Genomic DNA, 23608 nt, shown 5'->3' on the forward strand with positions numbered 1-23608 from the left:
GAATCAGGGAATGGCGACGGCTTACATCAACCAACGGCTGATTGACTACGACAGCTTGAAACGAAGGATTCTAAACGGCGCTTCGCCGATTGCGCAGAGCAAATTCGATGCCCTCAATGTCCATCTGCCCGGTCCGTTTGTGAGGCCGGGGTATATGGTTATTGTGCCCGGTAACACCCTCAATGAAAGCACCGCCGACGAGGCCTGGCTAATGAGCCAGGCCGAAGCCATCAGTCGGGTGCTGGACCGCGACCCCGAGGCGGGAGAGGCGGTGGTCAATGACTATGATTTGTTACAGAGCGTGCTGGGCTACAGCTCCTTGGGAATTGGCAGCGCAACCTCTACCTGGAGTACGCACTTGAATGAGGTCACGCGCACCCTGGATGAAATCGAGCAGGCGTATGGCCGTTTGAAGCAGGGCACCGTGGATAGAGAGGAGTTTTTCAAACAGCGTGAAGTACTGCTGAAAAAACTTAACGTTCAACTTCACGGGGCGGCAAGGTTTGGCACGGGATTGCGCAGTCACGGCTCGTTGAGACGGATTCTAGGCATATCCACCAGGAGCTTTTTGCACAAGAGGGAAATCAAGGGGTACGCGCAGCGCATCGAACGGATAACCGCTATTTCCCGGCATTTGCGCAAGGGAACGTATATCGGATTGATGTTGGATGTGAGTGCCGCGGGTTTGCAGGTGAAAGAGGCGTGCGCTTCGGGAAGGGAGGATGAGTGTCGCAAGGCGCAGTTTGTGGAGGGTGGGAAGTTGGTTCTCGGCACCTCGGGAGCCGCTCTTTTGGGAGCTGCGGGCGCAAAGGTCGCAGGGGCGGCCTGCAAAGTCGTTTTGGGTGTTGCTTTGAAGGGCACGGGTGCACTGACCTGCGCAGTGCTCGGCGGTGCTGCTGGCGGCTATACGGGCGGAACTGTCGCTGGCGGGTATGGCGCTGAGTTGGGTGAATTGCTGTATGTGGGTAAAGAACCGTGGACATAAGTATGGACACGTTAATTACGGTCATGCTGTGTATAGAAGTCATGGTTCTTGGCGGCATTGTGACTTATGTTAATTACAGAAAACTGGACGAGTTGGAGAGTTACTTCAGTGAAAATGAGGTGGTTCAGCGGAACAAGCGCTTTTGGCCCGGAAAAATGCCCTACGACAAAATGATGCGCATGGCTCTACTCGGGTCCCTTTTTATGATCCCTGGATCTTATATAAGAGATGGTGAGATGACCGAAGAGGAGTTCAATTCCGTTCCGCCTCACCTCAAGCGCTGGGTTCTGTGGCCTGACTATCTGGGGATCCAGTGGTTGGTGTGTGCGGCGTTGTGGTACTTCATCAAGCCTTGATGATCAGTCGTTTTTTGGCGCCTACTCACCAGGAACTGTCTTGGACGGATAGGGTGCTGAGTGGGGCGAGGCTCTGTATGTAGGTGATGATCCTTGGATATAGCCATGTATAAACTTATTACCTCCACGTTGGTTCTTGAGTCAGTCGCCGTCGCGAGCCTGATGACTTATGCCAATTACATGAAGCTCGATGAGTTGGAACGTTACTTTATTAAAAACGAAGCCGTTCAGCAGAATAAGCGCTATTGGCCTGGAAAAATGCCCTACGACAAAATGATGCGGATGGTCTTGATTTCAAACCTGTTGACGATGCCGAGGAGATACATAAGAGACGGCGAAATAACAGAGGAAGAATATAACTCCATCCCGCGTAACCTCAAACGCTGGGCCACATGGCCAGGTTATTTGGGGCTTCAATTGGTCGTGTGCGCAGGCCTGTGGTACTGCCTGAAACCTTAGGCCTATGTTCTAACGGCGCATCATCCCGCGCCGTTTTGCCATCCCGACATGGCAAGATGAACGTTGCTCAGGTTTACTAGTCCCTGAGTAAGCGTTTTGCCGACTTTGCACGTCGGTTCATCAAGGCCACCGAATGGACAAATACACCCCCCACACCTGGCAGCCCCACGAGCGCCCGAGCCTGCCGGGCTCGCCGTCGACGCCGTTGCATTCCACCCGCAAACGATGGGCCTACGCCCTCGTCGGCGTACTCGTGGCAATCACCGGTGGCCTCGGCAACTCGCTGGTGATCGCCAACCTTGTGTACCTCCAGGGCGCCCTGGGGGCCACGACGGCCGAGATGGCCTGGCTCCCCGCCGCCTACGTCATGACCAACGTCTCCATGAACCTGCTGCTGGTGAAATTCCGCCAGCAATTCGGCCTGCGTGCGTTCACCGAAGTGTTCCTGGTGCTCTACGCCCTGGTCACCTTCGGCCACCTGTTCGTCAACGACCTCAGCTCGGCCATCGCCGTACGCGCGGCCCACGGCATGGTCGGCGCCGCCCTCAGTTCCCTGGGCCTGTACTACATGATCCAGGCCTTTCCCGCAAAGTGGCGGATGAAAGCCCTGGTGCTCGGCCTCGGCACTGCGCAACTGGCATTACCCCTGGCCCGATTATTTTCCGAAGACCTGCTGCAAATCGCCGAATGGCGCGGCCTCTACCTGTTCGAACTGGGCATGGCCCTGACCTGCCTGGGCTGCGTATTCCTGCTCAAGTTGCCCCCGGGCGACCGCTTCAAGACCTTCGAAAAACTCGACTTCCTGACCTTCGCCATCCTCGCCACCGGCGTCGCGTTGCTCTGCGCGGTGCTTTCCCTGGGCCGTATCGACTGGTGGCTGGAAGCGCCGTGGATCGGTATCGCCTCGGCCTGCTCGCTGGTGCTGATCATGGCCGGCCTGGCCATCGAACATAACCGCTCCAACCCGTTGCTGATGACCCGTTGGCTGGGCAGCGGGGCAATGATTCGCCTGGCGTTGGCGGTGGTGCTGATTCGCATGGTGCTTTCGGAGCAGTCCACCGGCGCCGTCGGCTTCATGCAGATGCTCAACATGAGCAACGAGCAGATGCGCACGCTGTATTGGGTGATGCTCGCGGGGGCGATTGCCGGCCTGGCCGTCAGCGCGTTGACCATCAACCCGGCGCACCTGTTGATGCCATTGGTCATCTCCCTGGCTTTCATGGCCACAGGCTCGGTGATGGACAGTTTCTCCAGCAACCTCACGCGCCCGCAAAACATGTACATCAGCCAGTTCCTGCTAGGCTTTGGCGGCACGTTCTTTCTTGGGCCGACCATGGTTTTAGGCACGAAAAACGTGCTGACCAACCCCAGGAACCTGGTGAGTTTCTCGGTGCTGTTCGGGATTTGCCAGAACCTCGGCGGCCTGATCGGCGCGGCATTGCTGGGCACGTTCCAGATCGTGCGGGAAAAATTCCATTCCAGCATGATCGTCGAACACCTGACCTTGCTCGACCCGCGTGTGGCAGCGCGTGTAGCCAGTGGCGGCTCGGCCTATGGCGGGGTAATCGCCGACCCCGAGTTGCGTAACCTGATGGGCATTCGCAGCCTGGCCACGGCGGCCACCCGCGAGGCGAATGTGATGGCCTATAACGATGTATTCATGCTGATCGCGATCATCGCCATACTCACCATGATCTGGATTTTTATCCGCAGCCTCTGGCTGATGAGTACCACTAAAGCTGCCGCCAGTGCAGCGTCTCCCGTTCAACCCAGCGGCGCACTTTCTTCATGACCGAACCGACGACGACCACCACCAACGCCATCGCTTCCACGCCGGAAGGCACCGCGCCGCCGAGCATGCCGGCCACCGAACCGCGCTCCTTGCGGGTGCGCATCATCTCTTCCATGGGCTTTGCCGCGATTGCGATTATCGGCGTGCTGATCGTGCTCTACGCCTGGCAGTTGCCGCCCTTCAGCAGCGCCGTGGAAACCACCGAGAACGCCCTGGTGCGTGGCCAGGTGACGATCATCGGGCCGCAGCTCAGCGGCTACGTGTATGAAGTGCCGGTGACGGACTTCCAGTACGTCAAGGCCGGGGATTTGCTGGTGCGCCTCGATGACCGCATCTACAAGCAGCGGTTGGACCAAGCCCTGGCGCAGTTGGCGGTGCAACAGGCGTCCCTGGCCAATGTGGTGCAGCAACGCAACAGTGCCGAGGCGACCATCAAGCTGCGTCAGGCCGCCTTGGCCGACAGTCAGGCCCAGGCGCGCAAGAGCACCGCTGACCTGCGCCGCAACGAAGAGTTGATCAGCGACGGTTCGGTGTCCAAGCGCGAGCTGGATGTGACCCGTGCGGCCAATGCGCAAACCATCGCAGCCGTGGCCCAGGCCCAGGCCAGCCTGGAAATCGCCCGGCAGGATTTGCAGACAGTGATCGTCAATCGCGGTTCGTTGGAAGCGGCGGTGGCCAATGCGGATGCAGCGGTGGAGCTGGCGCGTATCGACCTGTCGAACACCCGCATCATTGCCCCGCGTGACGGGCAACTGGGGCAGATTGGCGTGCGCCTCGGGGCCTACGTCAACAGCGGCGCACAGTTGATGGCGCTGGTGCCGAACCAGCTGTGGGTGATTGCCAACATGAAAGAAACCCAGATGGACAACGTGCAGGTCGGCCAGCCGGTGACCTTCACTGTGGATGCCCTGGACCATCGCAAGTTCCACGGCACGGTGCAGCGTATTTCCCCGGCGACCGGCTCGGAATTCAGCCTGTTGCAGGCGGATAACGCCACCGGCAACTTTGTGAAGATCGCCCAGCGAGTGCCGGTGCGGATCACCGTCGACCCGGGGCAGGAGCAGAGTGAACGGCTGCGGCCGGGGTTGTCGGTGGTGGTGAGTATCGACACGGCGGGGCGCCTGAAAAACACCCCTCCCTGACACACCGGAAGTCTGCATTGTGGAATGCAATCAATGTGGGAGCTGGCTTGCCTGCGATGGCATCACCTCGGTGTACCTGAAAGACCGAGTTGCCTGCATCGCAGGCAAGCCAGCTCCCACATGGGTTTTGTGTTGTTAGAGGGGTTTGTATTGCAGGCTGAAATTGAGTTCTGCCGACTGGCCTTGTTCCAACAGCTTCAACCCCGGCCTGCCCGGCAGGTGATGGGCATTCACCGGATGACTCACCGGCTCGAAGCAGAAAAAATCCAGCCCGGGCGGGCAGTACAGCAGGTAATAGTCGCTGCCGGTGGCCTGGCATTCCAGGGTGTAACCCAAGTCTGGCTGCTGGATGACGCAGCGCCCATCCCACTGGCAAAAACCGTTATCCACCAGCGCCTCGGGCAACGACTTGAGTTGTTGGAAATCCCACTCGGCGGGCACGGCAGCCAGGCCTGTCGGCAATTTCGATGCATCACTCATCCATACCTGCCCAGCCTTGGCCTGCAATTGCGTGCCGGGCCTGCGGGGCAGATACGGATGCAATCCCAGCCCATGCCACGCCGCTTTTTCCGCCAGATGGGTGACGCGCAAGGTGATGCTCAACCTGCCGTCCTTCAACTGAACCCGCTGCTCGGCGCGATACGCAAAGGGTGTTCTGCTGTCCAGTTGCAGTACCACCTCATCCACCGCCTGGCTGACCACGTGCCACGCCTGCTGCCAGGCGCTGCCATGAATCGGCAGCGGGTCCAGCGGGCTGTTGGGTTCGAGTGCCAACCACCCAGACGGGTTATCAAAGCCACCCTCGGCCACCCGGTTCGACCAGGGCGCCAGTGGGAAACACCCCAGCTTGCCCGGCAAACCGGTGGCCAGTGCTTGTTGATCAGCAGGGCGCAGCAAGGGCTGGCCATTGCTGCGCACGGTCCAGTTGACGAGGCTGCCACCCAACGCTGGCGAGAGCGTCAGGTGGGTGAGGTTGTCTTCGAGTTCAAGCATCATGAGTGTCAGCAGACCTATTGAATGATGAATGCTTCTGTGGCGAAGGAGCTTGCTGTGGCGAGGCAGCTTGCTCCCGCTGGAGTGCGAAGCGCTCCCAGGATTTCGGGGCCGCTACGCAGCCCAGCGGGAGCAAGCTCCCTCGCCACAACCGCTCTCTCGCTACACGCAGTGTGGGGCTTATAACACCAGCCCCGGCAACCACAACGACAACGCCGGAATGTAGGTCACGGCCATCAGCACCAAAAACAGTACGCCATAAAACGGCAGCAGTGCCTTCACGGTCTTCTCGATACTGACCTTGCCCACCGCCGCCCCCACAAACAGCACCGCGCCCACCGGCGGGGTGATCAGGCCGATCCCGAGGTTCACCAGCATGATCATGCCGAAGTGCACCGGGTCGACGCCGATGCCCAGCACGACCGGCAACAGGATCGGCGTGAGGATCAAAATCAGCGGCGCCATGTCCATCACCGTGCCCAGCAACAGCAGCATGGCGTTGATGCACATCAGGATCACGTAGCGGTTGTCCGACAGGGTCAGGAACATCGTGGTGATCTTCGCCGGGATCTGCATCAGGGTCATGATGTAGCCGAAGCTGGCGGCGAACGCGATCAGGATCATCACGATGGAAATGGTGCGCACCGTGCGGTGCATCAGCTTGGGCAGCTCGCTCCATTTGTAGTCGCGGTAGATGAACATGGTCACGAAGAACGCCCACAACACGGCAATGGCCGCCGACTCGGTAGCGGTGAAGATGCCCGACAGAATCCCGCCAAGAATGATCACCATGGCCATCAGGCCCCACAAGGCGTCGGCGCAGATTTTCAGTGCCTGTTTCAGAGGAATCACTTCGCCTTTGGGGTAGTTGCGTTTTTTCGCGAAGATCAGGCACAGCACCATCAGGCACGCGCTCATCAGCAGGCCCGGGACCACGCCGGCCATGAACAGCGAGGCGATGGACACGGTGCCGCCGGCCGCCAGGGAGTAGAGCACCGAGTTGTGGCTGGGGGGCGTCAGCAACGCCTGCACCGAGCCGCTCACGGTGACGGCGGTGGCGAATTCACGGGGATAGCCCTGGCGTTCCATTTCCGGAATCAGCACCGAACCGACAGACGCCGTATCAGCCACCGACGAGCCGGAGATCGCGCCAAAAAACGTCGAAGCCATGATGTTCACCAGGGACAGGCCGCCGCGTACAAAGCCCACCAGTACCCCGGCAAACGCCACCAGCCGTCGGGACATGCCACCCTCGGCCATGATCGCCCCGGCCAGCACGAAGAACGGAATCGCCATCAGCGAAAACTTGTTCACTCCGCCGGCCACCTGAATCATCAGGGCCTGGAATGGGATGTCGATCCACCACGCGCCGATCAGCGCAGAAAGCCCCAGGGCGTAAGCCACCGGCATGCCAATCAGGATCAAGGCGATAAAGCTGCCCAACAGAATCAATGCGTCCATTCAGGCAGCCCCTTCACTTTCTTCAACCAGGTCGAAGCGCACGACCCGACGGTTGCTCTGGTCACCCAGCAGGAGTTTTTCCAGCACAAAAATCAGCGTCAGCAAGCCGCCAATCGGGATCGGCATATAGGTGATGCCCACCCGCAAGGTCGGCATGGCGCTCATGAACTGGTTCCAGGTGGACAGGCACAATTTGCTGCCCCAGATCGTCATGAACAGGCAGATGGTCGCCATCAGCAATTGCGAGAGGATGCCGACGATCTGGCGCTGGCCCGGCGGCAGGCGGTCGGTGACCATGGCCACCGACATATGCGCCCCGGCGCGATAACTGGCGGCGGCGCCGACAAAGGTGAACACCAGCATCAGCAGGATGGCGGTGGGCTCCGGCCAACTGGAGCCGGTGCCGAGGACGTAGCGGGCGAAGATGCCCCAGGGAATGATCAGCGCGACGCCGAGAACGGCGAGGCCGGCGACCCAGATGCAGCTCATGTAAATGCGGTCGTTGATGCGCAGCAGTAAATTCTTCATGGCGTTCACCGTGACCGGGCGCGTCGATATCGACCGCGCCGGGCCTGTTCTATGAGAGGCGGGTGGGTTACTTGACGGCTTCGATGCGCTTGATCAGGTCGGCGTAGGGGGCGCCGTACTTGTCGCGGATCGAAGCGGTGGCCTCATAGAACGGTTTCTTGTCGATGTCGATGAACTCCACACCGGCGGCCTTGAGCTTGGCTTCACTGCTGGCGGACTTGGCGTCCCACAGCTCGCGCTCCTGGATCTGCGCGGCCTTGGCGGTGTTTTTTACCAGCACCTGTTGTTCGGGGGTGAGCTTGTTCCAGGTGATTTTCGACATCACGATGGGCTCGGGCAGGATCAGGTGGCCGGTGAGGCTGTAGAACTTGGCGTTCTGGTAGTGGTTGTGTTCCAGCAGGGTGGGCGGGTTGTTTTCCGCGCCGTCGATCACCCCGGTCTGCAGGGCGCTGAAGATCTCGCCGGTGTCCATGGCAATGCCGTTGCCGCCCATGGCGTTGATGGTTTCGATGAAGATCGGGTTGCCCTGCACGCGAATCTTCATGCCTTTGAGGTCTTCGATCTTGCGCACCGGTTTCTTGGTGTAGATGTTGCGCGTGCCACCGTCCATCCAGGCCAGGGCCACCAGGTTGAATTCGGAGTCGGTGATTTTGGCGAGGATTTCATCGCCGATTTCGCCGTCGATGACCTTGCGCATATGCACCTGGTCGCGGAACACGAACGGCATGTTGAACACGTTTACGTCCGGCACCACCGGGCCGACGATGCCGAGGCTGACTCGGGCCATCTGGATCGCCCCGACCTGGGCCTGTTCTACCACTTCCTTTTCCGAGCCCAGCACGCCGCCGGGGAACATCTTGAAGGTCAGGCCGCCGTTGCTTTCGGCGACCAGGGTTTTACCCAACTGTTCTTCGGCGACGACGGTTGGGTAGCCGGCGGGGTGTATGTCGGCGAATTTGATTTCCAGCGCGTGGGCGGCGCTGCCGAGGGTAAACACGAACGGGATTGCAGCGGCGAGCAAGGTGCGTTTGAAGTCCATGGGGTGTCTCTCCAGTCTTGTTATTGTTTTGTTCAAGGCACAGCGATGCAGCTAGAGGATGAACTGCGGTTCGGGCATTCCCTGTACGCCAGGGTTCAGGGCAAAGACGCCGCCGGCGAGGGAGTGCGGGCTGTGGTCGTCGCGGATCGAGGTGACGAACAAGGTGTCCAGGCGGCTGCCGCCGAAGGCGCACATGGTGGGTTTTTTCACCGGTACAGTCAGTGAGCGGTCGAGGCGACCGTCGGGGGTAAAGCGGTGGACCAGCCCGGCATCGTTGGCGCAGATCCAGTAGCAGCCTTCGGCATCCACGGCGGCTCCGTCAGGGCGGCCGAGGAAGTGGTGCATGTCCACAAACAGCCGCCGATTGGACGGCGTGCCGCTGTCGATGTCGTAGTCGAAGGCCCAGATTTGCTGCACCAGCGGGTGCGAGTCCGAGAGGTACATCGTGCGCCCGTCGGGGCTGAAGGCCAGGCCGTTGGGGGTGATGAAACCGTTGAGTTCCGTGTGAACGGGTTGGCCGGCTTGATAGCGATAAAGCACACCCTCAGCCGCATTCGCGCCCATGTTCAGCACCATGCTGCCGGCCCAGAACCGACCCTGGCGATCACAGCGGCCATCGTTCAGGCGCATATCCGGTCGGGCGTGCTCGACGCTGGCCAACGGCGCGGTGTCGAGCGTGCCGTCGTTGCAGGGCGTCAGCTGGAAAAACCCGGTTTCCATGCCCGCGACCCAGTTGCCCGTCGTGGTGCGGGCGATGCAGGCCAGCATCTGCGGGGTTTTCCAGGTTTGCACCTGGCCGCTGCTGGCACTCCAGCGCTGTAGCTCGGCGTTGGGAATATCCACCCAGTACAGGGCGTTTTCCTCGGGCACCCACACCGGGCATTCACCTACGGCGTTGCGGGCGTCGACAATCAGTTCTGCTTGCATGGCCACTCATTCCCTTGGGTTGGTCTGTGGTCAGTCACCGAATGGGCCGGCGGCACAAAACGCGCCGCCCTGGTACACCCGCGCCGGGTCGTCGATGGCGGGCAGCGGCTGGGCTTCCACCTGTTTGCGGAACACTTCAGAGGTGTCTCGCGGGGTGAAACCCAGGTGGGCGGCGAAGCGGTTGTCCCACCAGACGTCGAGGTTATCCGACATGCCGTAGACCACGGTGTGGCCGACATTCGGTGTGTACAGCGCACGTTCGAGCAGTTGGGTCAGGTCGTCGAAGCTCAACCAGGTGTGCATCATCCGGCGGTTTTGCGGTTCCGGGAACGAGGAGCCGATGCGGATGCTGACGGTTTCGATGCCATAGCGATCAAAGTAGAAACTGGCCATGTCCTCGCCGTAGGATTTGGACAGGCCGTAGTAACTGTCCGGGCGGCGCGGGGAGTGGGCGTCGAGGGCTTCGTCCTGCTTGTAGAAGCCGATGACGTGGTTGGAGCTGGCGAAGATGACGCGCTTGACCCCATGGCGGCGGGCGGCTTCGTAGATGTGGAAGATCCCGCAGATGTTTGCGCCCAGCACTTCCTCGAAGGAGCGCTCCACCGACACGCCGCCGAAATGCAGGATCGCATCGACGCCTTCCACCAGGTGGTGCACGGCCTGTTTGTCGGAAAGATCGCAAGGCAGCACTTCTTCGCCGTCGTCAGCGGCCGGGGCCATGTCGGCGATGTCCGACAGGCGCAGTACCTTGGCGTAAGGGCGCAGGCGTTCACGCAAGACTTTGCCCAGGCCACCGGCGGCGCCGGTGAGCAGCAAGCGGTTGAACGGGGTAGGGGCGGTTGTGATGGTCATGGTGGTCCCGTTATTGTTGTAGGTTGTCGTATGACTAATCCGAAGTATCGTTAGGCTTTCCTACACTTGTCAACGCGCTATTGGTCGAAGTTGATAGAGGGTCATCGCTGTCCTGTGGCGAGGGAGCTGCTGTGCAAGAGAGCTTGCTGTGGCGAGGGAGCTTGCTCCCGCTGGAGTGCGAAGCGCTCCCAAGATTTTGGGGCCGCTGCGCAGCCCAGCGGGAGCAAGCTCCCTCGCCACAGCAATCTCCCTCACTCCAGCAATCTCCCTCACTCCAGCAAGCTCACTCACCACAAAAGCCTTCGGTTGTTTGTAAACCGCTATAACAACGACAGCGGGTAACTGATGAATATCCGGTTTTCATCAAACTCGTTGGTACTGAAATCCCGGCGCATGGTTGCGTTGCGCCACCGCAGATTCAGGTCCTTCAGCGCGCCGCTCTGCACGGTGTAGGCCAGTTCCGACTCGCGCCCCCATTCCTTGCCGTTGGTGATCACCCCGGTGTGCACGTTATCGCCGCTGATATAGCGGTTCATCATGGTCAGCCCGGGGATGCCCAGCACCACGAAGTTGAAGTCGTGCCGCACCTGCCAGGATTTTTCCTTGGCGTTGTCGTAGCTGGCGTTGTAGCTGTCGTTGGCCAGGGTGCCGCCGCTGGTGCCGTTGACCCGCATCCAGGCGCTGTCGCCGGTGAGTTTCTGCAGGCCGACATAGAAGCTGTTGCCTTTGTATTTGGCCGAGAGCAGGGCGAACGCGGTTTTGTTGTCGAGGTCGCCGGCCAGGGCCTTGCCGTCTTCCTTGCCGGTGAAGAACCCGAGGTTGGCCCCCAGGGTCCAGTCGCCCACGGGCTGGCTGTGAGTCAGGTTGAAATAATGCTGCTGGTAGATGTCGCTGAGTTCGGCGTACCACACGCCCACTTGGGTGCGCTTGTCGTTGAAGGTGTATTCGCCGCCGCCGAAGTTGAAGCGGTCTGAAGTGAATGCGGCTTTGCCGTTGAGAAACATGTCATCCATGCTCGCGTCGTTGCGCGGGCTGTTGCCGCGGAACTGGCCGCCATACAAGGTCAGGCCGGCGATTTCCTTGGACGTTACCTGGCCGCCGCGGAAGGTCTGCGGCAGGGAGCGGCCGTCATCCGAGCGCAGGATCGGCAGCACCGGCATCCATTCGCCGACTTTCAATTCGGTGTTCGACAGTTTGGTTTTCAGCGCCACGCCCAGACGCCCGAAATTGTCGGCGGGGCGGCCATCGCTGCGGGTCGGCAGCAATTGAGTGCCGGAGGTGCCTTTGCCTCCGTCGAGCTTTTGCGAATACAGCCCCAGCACGTCCAGGCCGAAACCGACAGTGCCTTGGGTGAAGCCGGACCGGGCATCGAGGATGAAGTTTTGCGTCCACTCCTCGGCCTTGCCCTGAGGATAAGCGGGGTTGGTGAAGTTGCGATTGAAGTAGGCGTTGCGCAGGTTAAGCGTGGCGGTGGCGTCGTCGATGAAGCCTTCTGCCGAGGCGGTGACGGGGAGGGTAAGGGCCAGGCTGCTCAAACCGATAGCGGCGAAACGGGTGGTGCAGGAGAAATGGCGGACGTGTTGGCTCACAGTGACGCTCCCTTGTCTTCTTGTTGTTTTTATTTTTTGTTATACGTTGTCGTACAACATTGGAGGCGATATTTGCGAGGTTTCGGGGAGTTGTCAATCGGAAGTTATACGATGACTCCCTGTGTGAAGGGAGCCAGTGGAGGAGGGATTATCCTGCTGCAACCATGGGCGGCAAGGTACCAAGCAGCGAAACAGCGGCCACCGCTGAAATACCTAGTAACCATTCAATCGTCACGCTGGCCTTCAACGCAGGCAACCGCTGCTCACAGTTGTGAATCCGCAGGCGATTCAACAGTGCCAGGGCGAGCATGCCAAACACCAGCAGCACCTTGATCAGCAGGATCAGGGCGAAGCCTGTGAACAATGGCGTGGGCCAGAACTGCCCGGTGAGCACCCGCACGTTGATCAGGCCTGTCACCAGCAATCCCGTCACCAGGCCGTAACCGATGCCGCTGAAACGCTTGAGGATCGGTTCCAGTGGATAGCGGGGCGATTGCCTGAGGATCAGCACCAGCAGGAGCAAGCCACCCAGCCAGGCACCGACACACACCAGGTGCATTACCTGATTGAGGATCAGCAGTTGCCCGGCCAGGCCATTGAGCATGGCGCCATGGCCCACCGGTGCCAGCGTCGCCAGCAGCAATGCACAGAGCGGCAGGCGCACGGCCTTCCACGGCGTCATCAGGCCGAGCACCAGCAGCACGTTCAGCACCAGGTGCCAGGTCCAGACCTGGCCGAAGAAGGTTTTACCCAGCACCAACTGCACCGTTGACAGCTCCAGCGCGCCCAGCCCGACCCCGGCCATGCTCGCGCTGATCAACAACAACCATGCCACCCCCGACACCAATGCCAGCCACGCCAAGCCTTGGGTGATGCGCGACAGTTGGCGGTCCAGCACCGGTTGCGGTCCTGCTCCCAGCAACCAGGGCCTGAACACACAGGCCCCGAACATCAACAACACCACGATGAAATGCAGGAAACGGCACAGCACCAGCAGGGTGGCCATGAATTATTGGCCGACCTTGAAGCTGTATTCACCGTTGCTCTTATGGGTATCCACCGAGACCGCGTTCCACACCACTTTGTAGGTGCCGGCGGCTAATGGAGCGGCCGGCGTCACCACCAGAACCTTTTTGTCGGCGTCCGGGGTTTCCAGGCCTTTGATCGCGACTTCGGTGCCGTCCTTGCTCAGGGACACCTTGGTGAAGGTCGCTTCAACGCCTTCGGAGAACGTCAGGCGCAGGTCCTTGGGCGCGGCGACGCTGCTGTCGGCGGCAGGCTCCGAGGTTTTCAGGTGGGCGTGGGCAAAGGCGGCCGAGGCGCCCAGCAGGGAGGCGAGCAGGGCGACGGTGGTAAGGGTTTTCTTGATCAACATTGTTCAATACCTTCAGGTGAGAGTCAGTTGTTCGGCAGAGCCGCAAGCACCGGGTCGTCGCACGCGTCTCGCAGTCGAATAGTCATGAAGACGATCCTTCGAGGGGATGGCGATGCTAACCAATCCGCTATCCACGGGGAAGGTTCTTGTACGAAGTTTCACAGTGGCGTGTCGCCGCGATCTAGAGCGGATGGTAGTCTTGAAGCCATGTTGTTGTCAGGGAGCCCTTATGGGCAATCACAAGATCGGTATTCGTCGGGTCAACGTCGAAAAGATTCTGCTGGCGGCGGAAAAGGTTTTCGCCGAGAAGGGCTATGGCAGCACCGCCATGGCCGACATCGCCGAAGAAGTGCAACTGCCGCGCTCCAACCTGCATTACTACTTCAGCACCAAGAGCGAGCTGTACAGCGCGGTGTTGTTCGACCTGCTGGAAGTGTGGAAGCAGGACGCCTTGTGCTTCGAGATGTTCGACGACCCGCGGGTGGTGCTCAGCAGCTACATCCGCGCCAAGATGCAGCATTCCCGCAGCCGGCCCTATGGTTCCAAAGTCTGGGCCAACGAAATCATCCACGGCGCACCGACCCTGGGTGAGGCGCTGGACGTGAGCCTGTACGACTGGGCCAAGATGAAAGAAGCGAAGATTCGCCAGTGGGTGGAGGACAAGCGGATCTTGCCGGTGGAACCGTCGAGCCTGCTGTATATGATCTGGGCGTCGACCCAGCACTATGCCGACTTTGATCATCAGGTGAAGATCCTGAATGACCATCAGCCGTTGTCGGACATGCAGTTTGAACGAGCGGTGCAGACGGTGACGAGTGTGATCCTGCGGGGGATTGGGTTGGAGCCCTAGATCGTTCCCACGCTCCGCGTGGGAATGCCGCCCTGGACGCTATGCGTCCGCTCTTGAGGTCGTGACGCGGAGCGTCAACGGATGCATTCCCACGCGGAGCGTGGGAACGATCATTCATAGGGCGTCTGTTTGGAGGGCTACACCGCCTCGCGGTAGGGATTCCTCGGATCCTGCGTCCAGTTCAAAAACGGCTTTCCGGTATCCACCGGCACCATCTCGATACAGTCCGCCACCGGGCAGGTGATCTGGCACAGGTTGCACCCCACGCACTCATCATCAATCACCTCGTACTTATGCGTCCCATCCGCTTGCTTCAAGCTGGCAATCGCCTGGTGCGACGTATCTTCGCAGGCAATATGGCAACGCCCACAACCAATACACGCCTCCTGGTCGATCTTGGCGATCACCTGGTAATTGATATCCAGGTACTTCCAATCCGTCGTATTGCCCACCGCTCGCCCGGAAAATTCCTGCAGGCTGTTGTAACCCTGGCTGTCCATCCACCGCGACAGCCCATCCTTCATTTCCTCGACAATCCGAAACCCATGCAGCATCGCCGCCGTGCACACCTGCACCGCGCCGCAGCCCAGCGCAACGAATTCCGCCGCATCGCGCCAGTTGCCAATCCCGCCAATGCCGCAGATCGGCAAACCCTGTGTCTGTGGATCCCGGGCAATCTCCGCCACCATGTTCAACGCAATCGGCTTTACCGCCGAGCCGCAGTAGCCACCGTGGGTGCTTTGCGTGCCTACCATCGGCAGGGCGACCATGCGCTCCAGGTCGACACTGGTGATGGAGTTGATGGTGTTGATCAGCGACACCGCATCCGCGCCCCCGCGATACGCTGCCCGCGCCGCCACGCGTATGTCGGTGATGTTCGGCGTGAGCTTGACGATCACCGGCAGCGAGCAATAGGTCTTGCACCAGCGTGTCACCTGTTCCACGTACTCCGGCACCTGGCCCACCGCCGCGCCCATGCCGCGTTCCGGCATGCCGTGGGGGCAGCCGAAGTTCAGCTCGATGCCGTCGCAGCCGGTGGCTTCCACCAGCGGCAGGATGTGTTTCCACGACTCTTCTACACAGGGCACCATCAGCGACACGATCAGTGCGCGGTCGGGCCAGTCTTTTTTCACCTGGGTGATTTCCCGCAGGTTGATCTCCAGGGAGCGGTCGGTAATCAGCTCGATATTGTTGATGCCGAGCACTTCACGGTTGGCGCCAAAGTGCGCCGAGTAGCGCGATGAGACGTTGACCGCGGCCGGGTCTTCGCCGAGGGTTTTCCAGACCACACCGCCCCAGCCTGCTTCAAAGGCGCGGACCACGTTGTAGGCCTTGTCGGTAGGCGGCGCGGAGGCCAGCCAGAACGGATTGGGGGCTTTGATGCCGGCGAATACAATCGAGAGATCGGCCATTACGCAGCCTCCACTTTCAGCATGAGTTGAGCGTGCATGGCTTGCGCGGCCAGCTTGCCGTGTTGCACGGCCTGGACGGTGAGGTCCTGGCCGAGGCTGACGCAATCACCGCCGGCATACACACCGGGGATGCTGGTGCGCAGCTGTTCGTTGACGAAGATGCGATCGCCCTGGCGTTGCAGTTGGTGGGCCAGCGGGTCGTGCAGCGCCGCGTCGTCGAAGCCTTGGCCGATGGCCTTGAAGATCGCGTCGGCGGCCAGTTCGAAGGTTTCACCGGTGGCCTGCAGGCGGCCATCGACCATGCGGGTGCGGGCGAACCGCATGCCGCGCACATGGCCCTGATCATCGAGCAACACTTCCTCCGGTTGGGCCCAGGTCAACAGGCGTACCTGGTTGGCCTTGGCGATATCTTGCTCGTGGCCGGTGGCGCCCATTTCAGTCAGGCCCCGGCGGTACACCAGGTTGACGTCACGGGCACCGAGGCGGGCCATTTGCACGGCCATGTCGATGGCCGTGTTGCCGGCGCCGAGGACAATGCAGCGGTCGGCCAGGGGCAGTTGGCTGAGGTCATCGGCCTGGCGCAGTTCACGGATGTAGTCGGTGGCGGCGAGCAGGCCGGGGGCGTCCTCGTGAGGCAGGCCGAGCTGTTTGCTGGCGGCCAGGCCGAGGCCGAGGAACACCGCATCGAACTGCTGGTGCAGCTCGCTCAAGGTCAGGTTGTCGCCGAGGCGCTGGCCGTGACGGATTTCGATGCCGCCAATTTGCAGCAGGAAATCCAGTTCCTTTTGCGCGAAGTCATCCACCAGCTTGTACTTGGCGATCCCGTATTCATTCAGGCCACCGGCTTTTTCCCGGGCTTCGAAAATCACCACGTCATGGCCGTGCAGGGCGCTGCGATGGGCGCAGGACAACCCCGCAGGCCCGGCGCCGACCACCGCGATGCGTTTGCCAGTGGGGGCGGCGCGCTGGAACGGGTGTTCGCTGAAGTGCGCGTTGTCCACCGCGTAACGCTGCAACAGGCCGATCAGCACCGGGGCGCATTCCTCGGCGTTGTTGCGCACGCAGGCTTGCTGGCAGAGGATTTCCGTCGGGCAGACCCGGGCGCAACTGCCGCCGAGGATATTCGCCGAGAGAATCTTCTGTGCGGCGCCCTGGACGTTTTCGGTGTGGATATTGCGGATGAACGACGGGATATCGATCTCGCTGGGGCACGCGTTAACGCACGGCGCGTCGTAGCAGTAGAGGCAGCGCGACGCTTCCAGTTGGGCTTGCCGGGCATTGAGCGGCGGCGCCAGGTCGGTGAAATGCGCGGCGAGGGCTGCCGCATCTTCATGGGGGTGGGGAAGATGGTTCAGGGTCTGGATCACGGTATTGGCCTCACGGTTTTTTTGGATCGCCTCTAACGGGCATTTTTTGTCGCCTGTACCGGCCTCATCGCAGGCAAGCCAGCTCCCAGATTTGAAAGTATTCACAGCTCAAAAAATGTGGGAGCCGGGCTTGCCCGCGATAGGCCGAAGGCCGCTTTCAGCGTTTCACAGCAACCGGCCTGGAACGCTCCGCCCGCTTGCTCAACTGCTCAAACACCGGCGGATACGTCGGCCGTTCGATATACCGCCCCGCACCACGCTCGGCGCGCAAATCCCCATCTGCCCAGACCAGCTTGCCCTGGCTGATGGTATGGCTCGGCACGCCGCGCACGGTCTTGCCTTCGAAGATGTTGAAGTCGACTTTCTGGTGGTGAGTCTTCGCGGAAATGGTCCGCGTGCCTTGCGGGTCCCACAGCACCAGGTCAGCATCGGCCCCCACGCGGATCGCCCCTTTACGTGGGTACAGGTTGAAGATCTTCGCCGTGTTGGTAGACGTCAGCGCAACGAACTCCTGCATCGACAAGCGCCCGGTGTTCACGCCTTCATCCCACAACAGCGCCATGCGGTCTTCGATACCGGCGGTGCCATTGGGAATCTTGCTGAAGTCATCCCGCCCGGCAGCTTTTTGCTCGGCGCAGAAGCAGCAATGGTCGGTGGCGGTGGTGTGCAGGTTGCCGGATTGCAGGCCATGCCACAGCGCCTCCTGATGCCCGCGTGGGCGGAAGGGCGGGCTCATCACATAGCCGGCAGCGGTCTGCCAGTCGGGGTGTTGATACACGCTGTCGTCCAGCAGCAGATGCCCGGCCAAGACTTCGCCGTATACCGGCTGGCCCTTGCTGCGGGCATAGGTGATTTCATCCAGCGCTTCCTTGGTAGACACGTGCACCAGGTACAGCGGCGTGCCGATGGTTTCGGCAATCCGGATCGCCCGGCTGGCGGCTTCGCCCTCCACCTGCGAAGGCCGCGACAGCGGGTGCGCTTCTGGCCCGGTAATGCCCTGGGCCATCAGCTTGCGTTGCAGGTGATACACCAGTTCGCCGTTTTCGGCGTGCACTGTCGGCACCGCACCCAGTTCCAGGCAGCGTTCGAAGCTCGCCACCAAGGTGTCGTCAGCGGCCATGATTGCGTTTTTGTACGCCATGAAATGCTTGAAGCTGTTGATGCCGTGTTGGCTCACCAGCTCGGCCATTTCCTCGCGGACCTGCTCGCTCCACCAGGTAATCGCGACGTGAAAGCCATAGTCGGACGCCGACTTCTCGGCCCAGCCGCGCCACTGGTGGAAGGCTTCCAGCAGGGATTGCTGCGGGTTGGGAATCACGAAGTCGATGATCGACGTGGTGCCGCCCGCCAACCCGGCGGCCGTGCCACTGAAAAAGTCTTCACTGGCCACGGTGCCCATGAAGGGCAGTTGCATATGGGTATGGGGATCGATGCCGCCGGGCATCAGGTATTGACCGCTGCCATCGAGTATCTCGGTGCCGGCGGGAATATCCAGATCAGTGCCAATGGCGCGGATTAGACCGTCTGCGCATAAAACATCGGCTCGGTAACTTTCATCATGGGTAATAACGGTAGCGCCACGGATCAACAGCGACATGTCGAGTTCCTCACAGGCTTGACCGGCTTGTGCCAGTTCTAAGTGTTGTCATGCATCGCGCCGCTGGAAGTTAATTCCTGTCAGCGGTGACAGGAATAGAAACTAGCCCGAGTTTTTCGAATGAGCAAGAATATTTTTTATAAGCTTATATCGATATTAAGTGATTGAATTATAGAGATAAAAAATCAAAATCACCAAAATGTAGCGGCCTCTCACCATTTTGACGCACTTGACAGGTTCCCAATATGAGCAACATTTCCTATTGCAAATCAGACGCTTGAGACATGCCTCTTGACGGGGCCGGTAAATAAAAATAATTGTGTTGCACCAGATTGAGTCCTGAGGGTTCGGACAACTTCTGCGTTAGTTGGCCTGAGTAACGCTGAAAGTAACGAGGGGCTCTTCGGTCGAGACAATAAAGCTGATAAACATCAGCGAGTTATATAAGCGGTGCGGGAAGGGCAACGGTTTACGGCACGGTTATTGAGTGCGGTGGCGGTTGGCCGGGTCCCGGATGTCATGTTGTCAACGAGGTACTCCGGCCATCCCGTGCACGTCACGGGGTGAGCAAAAATAATTCGAAAAAACCGTGGAGCGGCCATGCAACAGAACAGATCGCAAGTCATTGAGCGCAACGGCCTGTACGAACTCGACGCCGGCCCCGACGTCCTCGACAGCCCCCGCTACAACCACGACATGGCACCGACCAAGGTGCGCGAACGCACTTGGAACAAGTGGCACATCACCGCGCTGTGGATCGGCATGTCGGTGTGCGTGCCGACCTACACCCTGGGCGGCGTGCTCACTGCGTACTTCGGGTTGTCGGTGGGCGAGGCGCTGATGGCGATCCTGCTGGCCAATATCGTGGTGCTGATCCCGCTGACCCTCAACGCCTTCCCCGGTACCAAGTACGGTATTCCGTTCCCGGTGTTGCTGCGTTCGTCCTTTGGCGTGCTTGGCTCCAACGTGCCGTGCCTGATTCGCGCCCTGGTGGCGTGTGGCTGGTTCGGCATCCAGACGATGTTTGGCGGGTTGGCGATTCACCTGTTCCTGGGCTCGGTTTTCGAGGATTGGAAGTCCCTTGGTGGCACCGGTGAAGTGATCGGCTTCATGATCTTCTGGACCCTGAACCTGTGGGTGGTATTGCGTGGCGCCGAGTCGATCAAATGGCTGGAAACCCTGTCGGCACCGCTGCTGGTGGCTGTGGGAATCGGGCTGCTGGTGTGGGCGCTGCCGAATGTGTCGCTGACCGAGTTGATGGCGATCCCGCCCAAGCGTCCCGAAGGCGCCAGCCTCACCGGCTACTTCATGGCAGGCCTGACGGCGATGGTGGGTTTCTGGGCCACCTTGTCATTGAACATTCCCGACTTCAGCCGCTACGCCAAAAGCCAGAAAGACCAGATCCTCGGGCAGATTTTCGGCCTGCCGCTGACCATGTTCCTGTTCGCCGCCCTCGGCGTGATCATGACCGCCGCCTCGGTGAAACTGGTGGGCGTCAGCGTCTCCGACCCGGTGACCCTGATCGGCCATATCCAGAGCCCGATATGGGTGGCCGTGGCCATGGCGCTGATCATCATCGCCACCTTGTCCACCAATACCGCGGCGAACATCGTCTCGCCCACCAACGACTTCCAGAACATCGCGCCCAAGCTGATCAACCGCACCACGGCGGTGGTCCTCACCGGCCTGGTGGGTCTGGCGCTGATGGCCCATGAACTGCTGAAAAAGCTCGGGCTGATCATCTCCGACGTGAGCCTGGAAACCGTGTATTCCAACTGGCTGCTGGGTTACTCAAGCCTGTTGGGACCGATTGCCGGGATCATGGTGGTGGACTATTTCATCATCAAGAAACAGCAACTGGACCTTGCCGGCTTGTACCGCGATGACGTGTACCCGGCGTGGAACTGGCATGGCTTCCTGGCCTTTGGCGTGCCGGTGGTGCTGACGCTGTTGTCCCTGGGCAGCGACGCGTTCAGCTGGTTCTACAGCTATGGCTGGTTCACCGGCTCGGCGCTCGGCGGGTTGCTGTATTACGCGCTGTGCATGAAGCGCGGCGCCCGCGTAGTCGCCGTGAAAACACCGCTTTAATCGATGTGGAATGCAATCAAATGTGGGAGGGGGCTTGCTCGCGAAGGCGGTGATTCAGCTAACACTTGGCGACTGGCACACCGTATTCGCGAGCAAGCCCGCTCCCACATTTTTGATCGCGGTCCGCCAGTGAGAGTCTGGCAAATTCATAAGAACTACCGCCTGAGGAGATCCCCATGAACGCTGCCATAGACGTTCTGCAATCCACCCATCAGCACATCAACCGCGATCGCCTGTGGCTGTCCCTGATGGAACTCGCCAAGCTCGGCGCCACGCCCAAGGGCGGCGTCTGCCGCCTGGCCCTGACCGACCTCGATCGCCAGGCCCGCGACCTGTTTGTGAAGTGGTGCGAGGAAGCGGGCTGTACCGTGACCATCGATGGCGTCGGTAATATCTTCGCCCGCCGGCCGGGACGCAATCCCAAGTTGCCGCCTGTGATGACCGGCAGCCACATCGACACCCAGCCCACCGGCGGCAAGTTTGATGGCTGTTTTGGTGTGCTGGCAGGTGTTGAGGTGTTGCGCACACTCAATGACCTGAAAGTGGAAACCGAAGCGCCGCTGGAAGTGGTGGTGTGGACCAACGAAGAAGGCTCGCGCTTTCCGCCGTGTATGATGGGGTCCGGGGTGTTTGCCGAGAAATTCACCCTGGCCGATACGCTGGCCAAGACGGATGCCGACGGCGTGACCGTGGGCGATGCGCTGAATGCCATTGGGTATGCCGGATCACGTCCCGTGAGCGGGCACAAGGTGGGCGCATATTTTGAAGCGCATATCGAGCAAGGCCCGATTCTTGAGGATGAAAAGAAAACCATCGGCGTGGTGCTGGGCGCCCTTGGCCAGAAATGGTTCGACCTGAAATTGCGCGGAGTTGAGGCGCACGCCGGCCCAACGCCCATGCACCTGCGCAAAGACGCATTGGTAGGTGCCGCTGCTGTGGTCGCCGCTGTCAATGCGGCTGCGTTGGGTCATCAGCCTCACGCCTGCGGCACCGTCGGTTGCCTGCAAGCGTATCCCGGTTCACGCAACGTCATTCCTGGCGAAGTGCGCATGACCCTGGACTTCCGTCATCTGGAACCGGCACGACTGGATTCGATGATCGCCCAGGTGCGCAAGGTGATCGACGAGACCTGCGCCAAGCACGGCCTCACGTTCGAGATGACACCCACCGCTGACTTCCCGCCGCTGTACTTCGACAAAGGCTGCGTGGATGCCGTGCGTGATGCGGCCAATGGTCTGGGACTGTCGAACATGGACATTGTAAGCGGGGCGGGGCATGACGCGATTTTCGTCGCGGAGCTGGGGCCGGCGGGGATGATCTTTGTGCCGTGTGAAGGCGGCATCAGCCATAACGAAATCGAGAATGCCGCGCCGGATGATCTGGCGGCGGGGTGTGCGGTGTTGTTGCGGGCGATGGTGGCGGCGTCGGTGGCGATTGCCAGCGGCAAGTTGGCTGCATAAATCACGGCCCCTCCAAACCCACTGTAGGAGCGAGCTTGCTCGCGAAAAACGTCAACGATTACGCGTACAGCCTGGATGTATGCGGCGCCCTCAGGTTTTTCGCGAGCAAGCTCGCTCCTACAGTTATGGGTCAGCTCACGGCTACCGTCGCATCCACCACCCGATCTACAAGCAACTGCACGCCCTCCAGCATCCGACACATCCCCAGCACCACACTGCGCTGTGAACCATCAACCTCAAAGGCCAAGTGCGCGGCGATGGCATTGATGGATTCCAGATCCTGAGAGGCATTAAGCAGCAGGGTTTCGGTATCGAGCCCAGGACGGAGGGTGAAGAGCAGGATTGAATCGGAAGGAGGATTTGGACTGTCTTTGATCATGATGCGGTTCCTGGAGAGTTAGAGACTACCACCAGGTTTTTCTCACGAACGAAGGTGGCAGCTGTACGCGGAGTGAGAAAACCAAGACCCCAGGAGCTTGGCCACGCCGAAGCGTGCCCGCGCACAGCCGCCATAACAGCGAGCACAGAAAAAGCGCCTGCACTGTATACGGCGGGCGCTTTTGCGCCAATGGAGTCTTCGGATTTCTCACGTCCGGTCGCTGAATTGGCAGCGACTGGCGAAGACTAGTGGTGCCCGTTCCGACCAGCAACCCGAAAGAAGCATAGGAAATATGTCTTTTCGAGGATGGGTTGTAAGGCATGTCCTGCTCCTTTGTACGAAGTTTCCTTTATTCATCGGTCTCTCATTATCTCGGCCTTCCAGTGTTAGCTTCCGCCACGCAAGTATCGAATGCGGGGAAATTGCTCGACGAGAGTCGACCAATATTGGATCAAGGAAGGAATCAGGTATGCCAGGTTCAGGAACTACGAGAAAGCCGGTTTACTCAGTTGTCACTACGATCCTATTGGCGTGTTGCCTGGTGTACATCGGCGGTGATTGCCTGCTCTCGCCGGGGCACCCGCAATTGACAGAAGTTGTAATGAGAGTGCCACTTGGCACTGACGGGGCCATCTATGGCGTCAAGGATGACCGTGGAGGGGCAACTGTTCCGTTCAGCTATCGATATTACGTTTACCGCGCCTTGGAGGACGACAGCGAAGTATTGGCTGCGTTGAGGGATGCCAGTCCATTTCTAATTACGCGTGACGCATCGGCAAAAGTTGATGTTCAGGGCCGTACGATCAATGTGTCGGTGGCGGGGGATGTATCCGACTATCACAGCAGTACGCTGTATCGACATGCCAATGGCAGCGATTACACAGCAGTGAGTGTTTTTCTGAATAGTCGGCCGGAAGATTGAAATTGGCGGTGGGTCAGTCTAGAGATGTTTGACTG

Annotated in this window: 22 protein-coding genes; 9 read left to right on the forward strand and 13 right to left on the reverse strand. The window is 60.2% G+C overall.

Annotated features, from left to right (window positions below; genetic code table 11):
• Positions 1–10 precede the first annotated feature (10 nt).
• From ACUN0G_RS23640 to ACUN0G_RS23660, 5 genes are all read left to right on the forward strand, one after another.
• Positions 11–985, forward strand: coding sequence for a hypothetical protein (locus ACUN0G_RS23640; RefSeq protein WP_445574412.1), 975 nt, complete (start codon positions 11–13; stop codon positions 983–985).
• Between the two features lie 2 nt (positions 986–987).
• On the forward strand, positions 988–1341 hold the full coding sequence (locus tag ACUN0G_RS23645; protein WP_445574413.1) for a hypothetical protein: 354 nt from the start codon (positions 988–990) through the stop codon (positions 1339–1341).
• A 105-nt stretch (positions 1342–1446) separates the two neighbouring features.
• Complete coding sequence (locus ACUN0G_RS23650; protein ID WP_445574414.1) at positions 1447–1800, forward strand: hypothetical protein; 354 nt, start codon at positions 1447–1449, stop codon at positions 1798–1800.
• A 133-nt stretch (positions 1801–1933) separates the two neighbouring features.
• Positions 1934–3592: an MFS transporter gene (locus tag ACUN0G_RS23655; RefSeq protein ID WP_445574415.1), complete on the forward strand. Its 1659-nt coding sequence runs from the start codon at positions 1934–1936 to the stop codon at positions 3590–3592.
• Positions 3589–4734, forward strand: coding sequence for an HlyD family secretion protein (locus ACUN0G_RS23660; RefSeq protein WP_076014258.1), 1146 nt, complete (start codon positions 3589–3591; stop codon positions 4732–4734). Before ACUN0G_RS23655 ends, ACUN0G_RS23660 begins: the two co-directional genes overlap by 4 nt.
• A 135-nt stretch (positions 4735–4869) precedes the next feature.
• On the opposite strand, the gene ACUN0G_RS23665 is transcribed toward ACUN0G_RS23660, so the two are convergent.
• The 9 genes from ACUN0G_RS23665 to copC form a co-directional block, all read right to left on the reverse strand.
• Positions 4870–5730: an aldose 1-epimerase gene (locus tag ACUN0G_RS23665; RefSeq protein WP_445574416.1), complete on the reverse strand. Its 861-nt coding sequence runs from the start codon at positions 5728–5730 to the stop codon at positions 4870–4872.
• 177 nt (positions 5731–5907) lie between these two features.
• Positions 5908–7188: a TRAP transporter large permease gene (locus tag ACUN0G_RS23670; RefSeq protein WP_010166793.1), complete on the reverse strand. Its 1281-nt coding sequence runs from the start codon at positions 7186–7188 to the stop codon at positions 5908–5910.
• Complete coding sequence (locus tag ACUN0G_RS23675; RefSeq protein ID WP_421524873.1) at positions 7189–7716, reverse strand: TRAP transporter small permease; 528 nt, start codon at positions 7714–7716, stop codon at positions 7189–7191.
• Between the two features lie 67 nt (positions 7717–7783).
• On the reverse strand, positions 7784–8755 hold the full coding sequence (locus ACUN0G_RS23680) for a TRAP transporter substrate-binding protein (protein ID WP_445574417.1): 972 nt from the start codon (positions 8753–8755) through the stop codon (positions 7784–7786).
• 51 nt (positions 8756–8806) lie between these two features.
• A complete protein-coding gene (locus ACUN0G_RS23685) occupies positions 8807–9682 on the reverse strand; it encodes an SMP-30/gluconolactonase/LRE family protein (RefSeq protein ID WP_445574418.1) in 876 nt (291 codons plus the stop codon).
• 30 nt (positions 9683–9712) lie between these two features.
• Positions 9713–10534 carry an NAD-dependent epimerase/dehydratase family protein gene (locus ACUN0G_RS23690; protein WP_445574419.1) on the reverse strand — a complete coding sequence of 274 codons (822 nt, stop codon included), beginning with the start codon at positions 10532–10534 and terminating at the stop codon, positions 9713–9715.
• Between the two features lie 320 nt (positions 10535–10854).
• Positions 10855–12123 (reverse strand): OprD family porin, encoded by a 1269-nt coding sequence (locus tag ACUN0G_RS23695; protein WP_445574420.1) that lies wholly within the window; start codon positions 12121–12123, stop codon positions 10855–10857.
• A gap of 148 nt (positions 12124–12271) precedes the next feature.
• On the reverse strand, positions 12272–13129 hold the full coding sequence (copD, locus tag ACUN0G_RS23700; RefSeq protein WP_445574421.1) for a copper homeostasis membrane protein CopD: 858 nt from the start codon (positions 13127–13129) through the stop codon (positions 12272–12274).
• 3 nt (positions 13130–13132) lie between these two features.
• Entirely contained in the window at positions 13133–13498 is a 366-nt protein-coding gene (copC, locus tag ACUN0G_RS23705; protein WP_421553169.1) for a copper homeostasis periplasmic binding protein CopC, read from the reverse strand.
• Between the two features lie 229 nt (positions 13499–13727).
• Here copC and ACUN0G_RS23710 point away from each other — a divergent pair, with 229 nt between their 5' ends.
• Positions 13728–14348: a TetR/AcrR family transcriptional regulator gene (locus tag ACUN0G_RS23710; protein ID WP_003207828.1), complete on the forward strand. Its 621-nt coding sequence runs from the start codon at positions 13728–13730 to the stop codon at positions 14346–14348.
• Between the two features lie 137 nt (positions 14349–14485).
• On the opposite strand, the gene preA is transcribed toward ACUN0G_RS23710, so the two are convergent.
• From preA to hydA, 3 genes are all read right to left on the reverse strand, one after another.
• Positions 14486–15760 (reverse strand): NAD-dependent dihydropyrimidine dehydrogenase subunit PreA, encoded by a 1275-nt coding sequence (preA, locus tag ACUN0G_RS23715; protein ID WP_063028584.1) that lies wholly within the window; start codon positions 15758–15760, stop codon positions 14486–14488.
• On the reverse strand, positions 15760–17127 hold the full coding sequence (locus tag ACUN0G_RS23720) for an NAD(P)-dependent oxidoreductase (protein WP_445574422.1): 1368 nt from the start codon (positions 17125–17127) through the stop codon (positions 15760–15762). The genes preA and ACUN0G_RS23720 overlap by 1 nt, the downstream gene beginning before the upstream one ends.
• A 157-nt stretch (positions 17128–17284) precedes the next feature.
• The gene (gene hydA, locus ACUN0G_RS23725; RefSeq protein WP_003207833.1) at positions 17285–18724 is read right to left on the reverse strand and encodes a dihydropyrimidinase; all 1440 of its coding nucleotides are present in this window, start codon (positions 18722–18724) and stop codon (positions 17285–17287) included.
• Positions 18725–19324: 600 nt separating this feature from the next.
• On the opposite strand from hydA, the gene ACUN0G_RS23730 reads away from it, so the two are divergent.
• Together ACUN0G_RS23730 and ACUN0G_RS23735 are read left to right on the forward strand one after the other, a co-directional pair.
• Positions 19325–20812, forward strand: a complete 1488-nt coding sequence (locus tag ACUN0G_RS23730) for an NCS1 family nucleobase:cation symporter-1 (protein WP_445574423.1) — start codon at positions 19325–19327, stop codon at positions 20810–20812.
• A 176-nt stretch (positions 20813–20988) separates the two neighbouring features.
• Positions 20989–22272 carry a Zn-dependent hydrolase gene (locus ACUN0G_RS23735; protein ID WP_258346901.1) on the forward strand — a complete coding sequence of 428 codons (1284 nt, stop codon included), beginning with the start codon at positions 20989–20991 and terminating at the stop codon, positions 22270–22272.
• 130 nt (positions 22273–22402) lie between these two features.
• On the opposite strand, the gene ACUN0G_RS23740 is transcribed toward ACUN0G_RS23735, so the two are convergent.
• Positions 22403–22651: a DUF6124 family protein gene (locus ACUN0G_RS23740; protein ID WP_445574424.1), complete on the reverse strand. Its 249-nt coding sequence runs from the start codon at positions 22649–22651 to the stop codon at positions 22403–22405.
• Between the two features lie 469 nt (positions 22652–23120).
• Between ACUN0G_RS23740 and ACUN0G_RS23745 the strand changes: the two genes are divergently transcribed.
• On the forward strand, positions 23121–23573 hold the full coding sequence (locus tag ACUN0G_RS23745) for a hypothetical protein (protein ID WP_445574425.1): 453 nt from the start codon (positions 23121–23123) through the stop codon (positions 23571–23573).
• Positions 23574–23608 lie beyond the last annotated feature (35 nt).

Source organism: Pseudomonas sp. 32A, assembly GCF_052682255.1.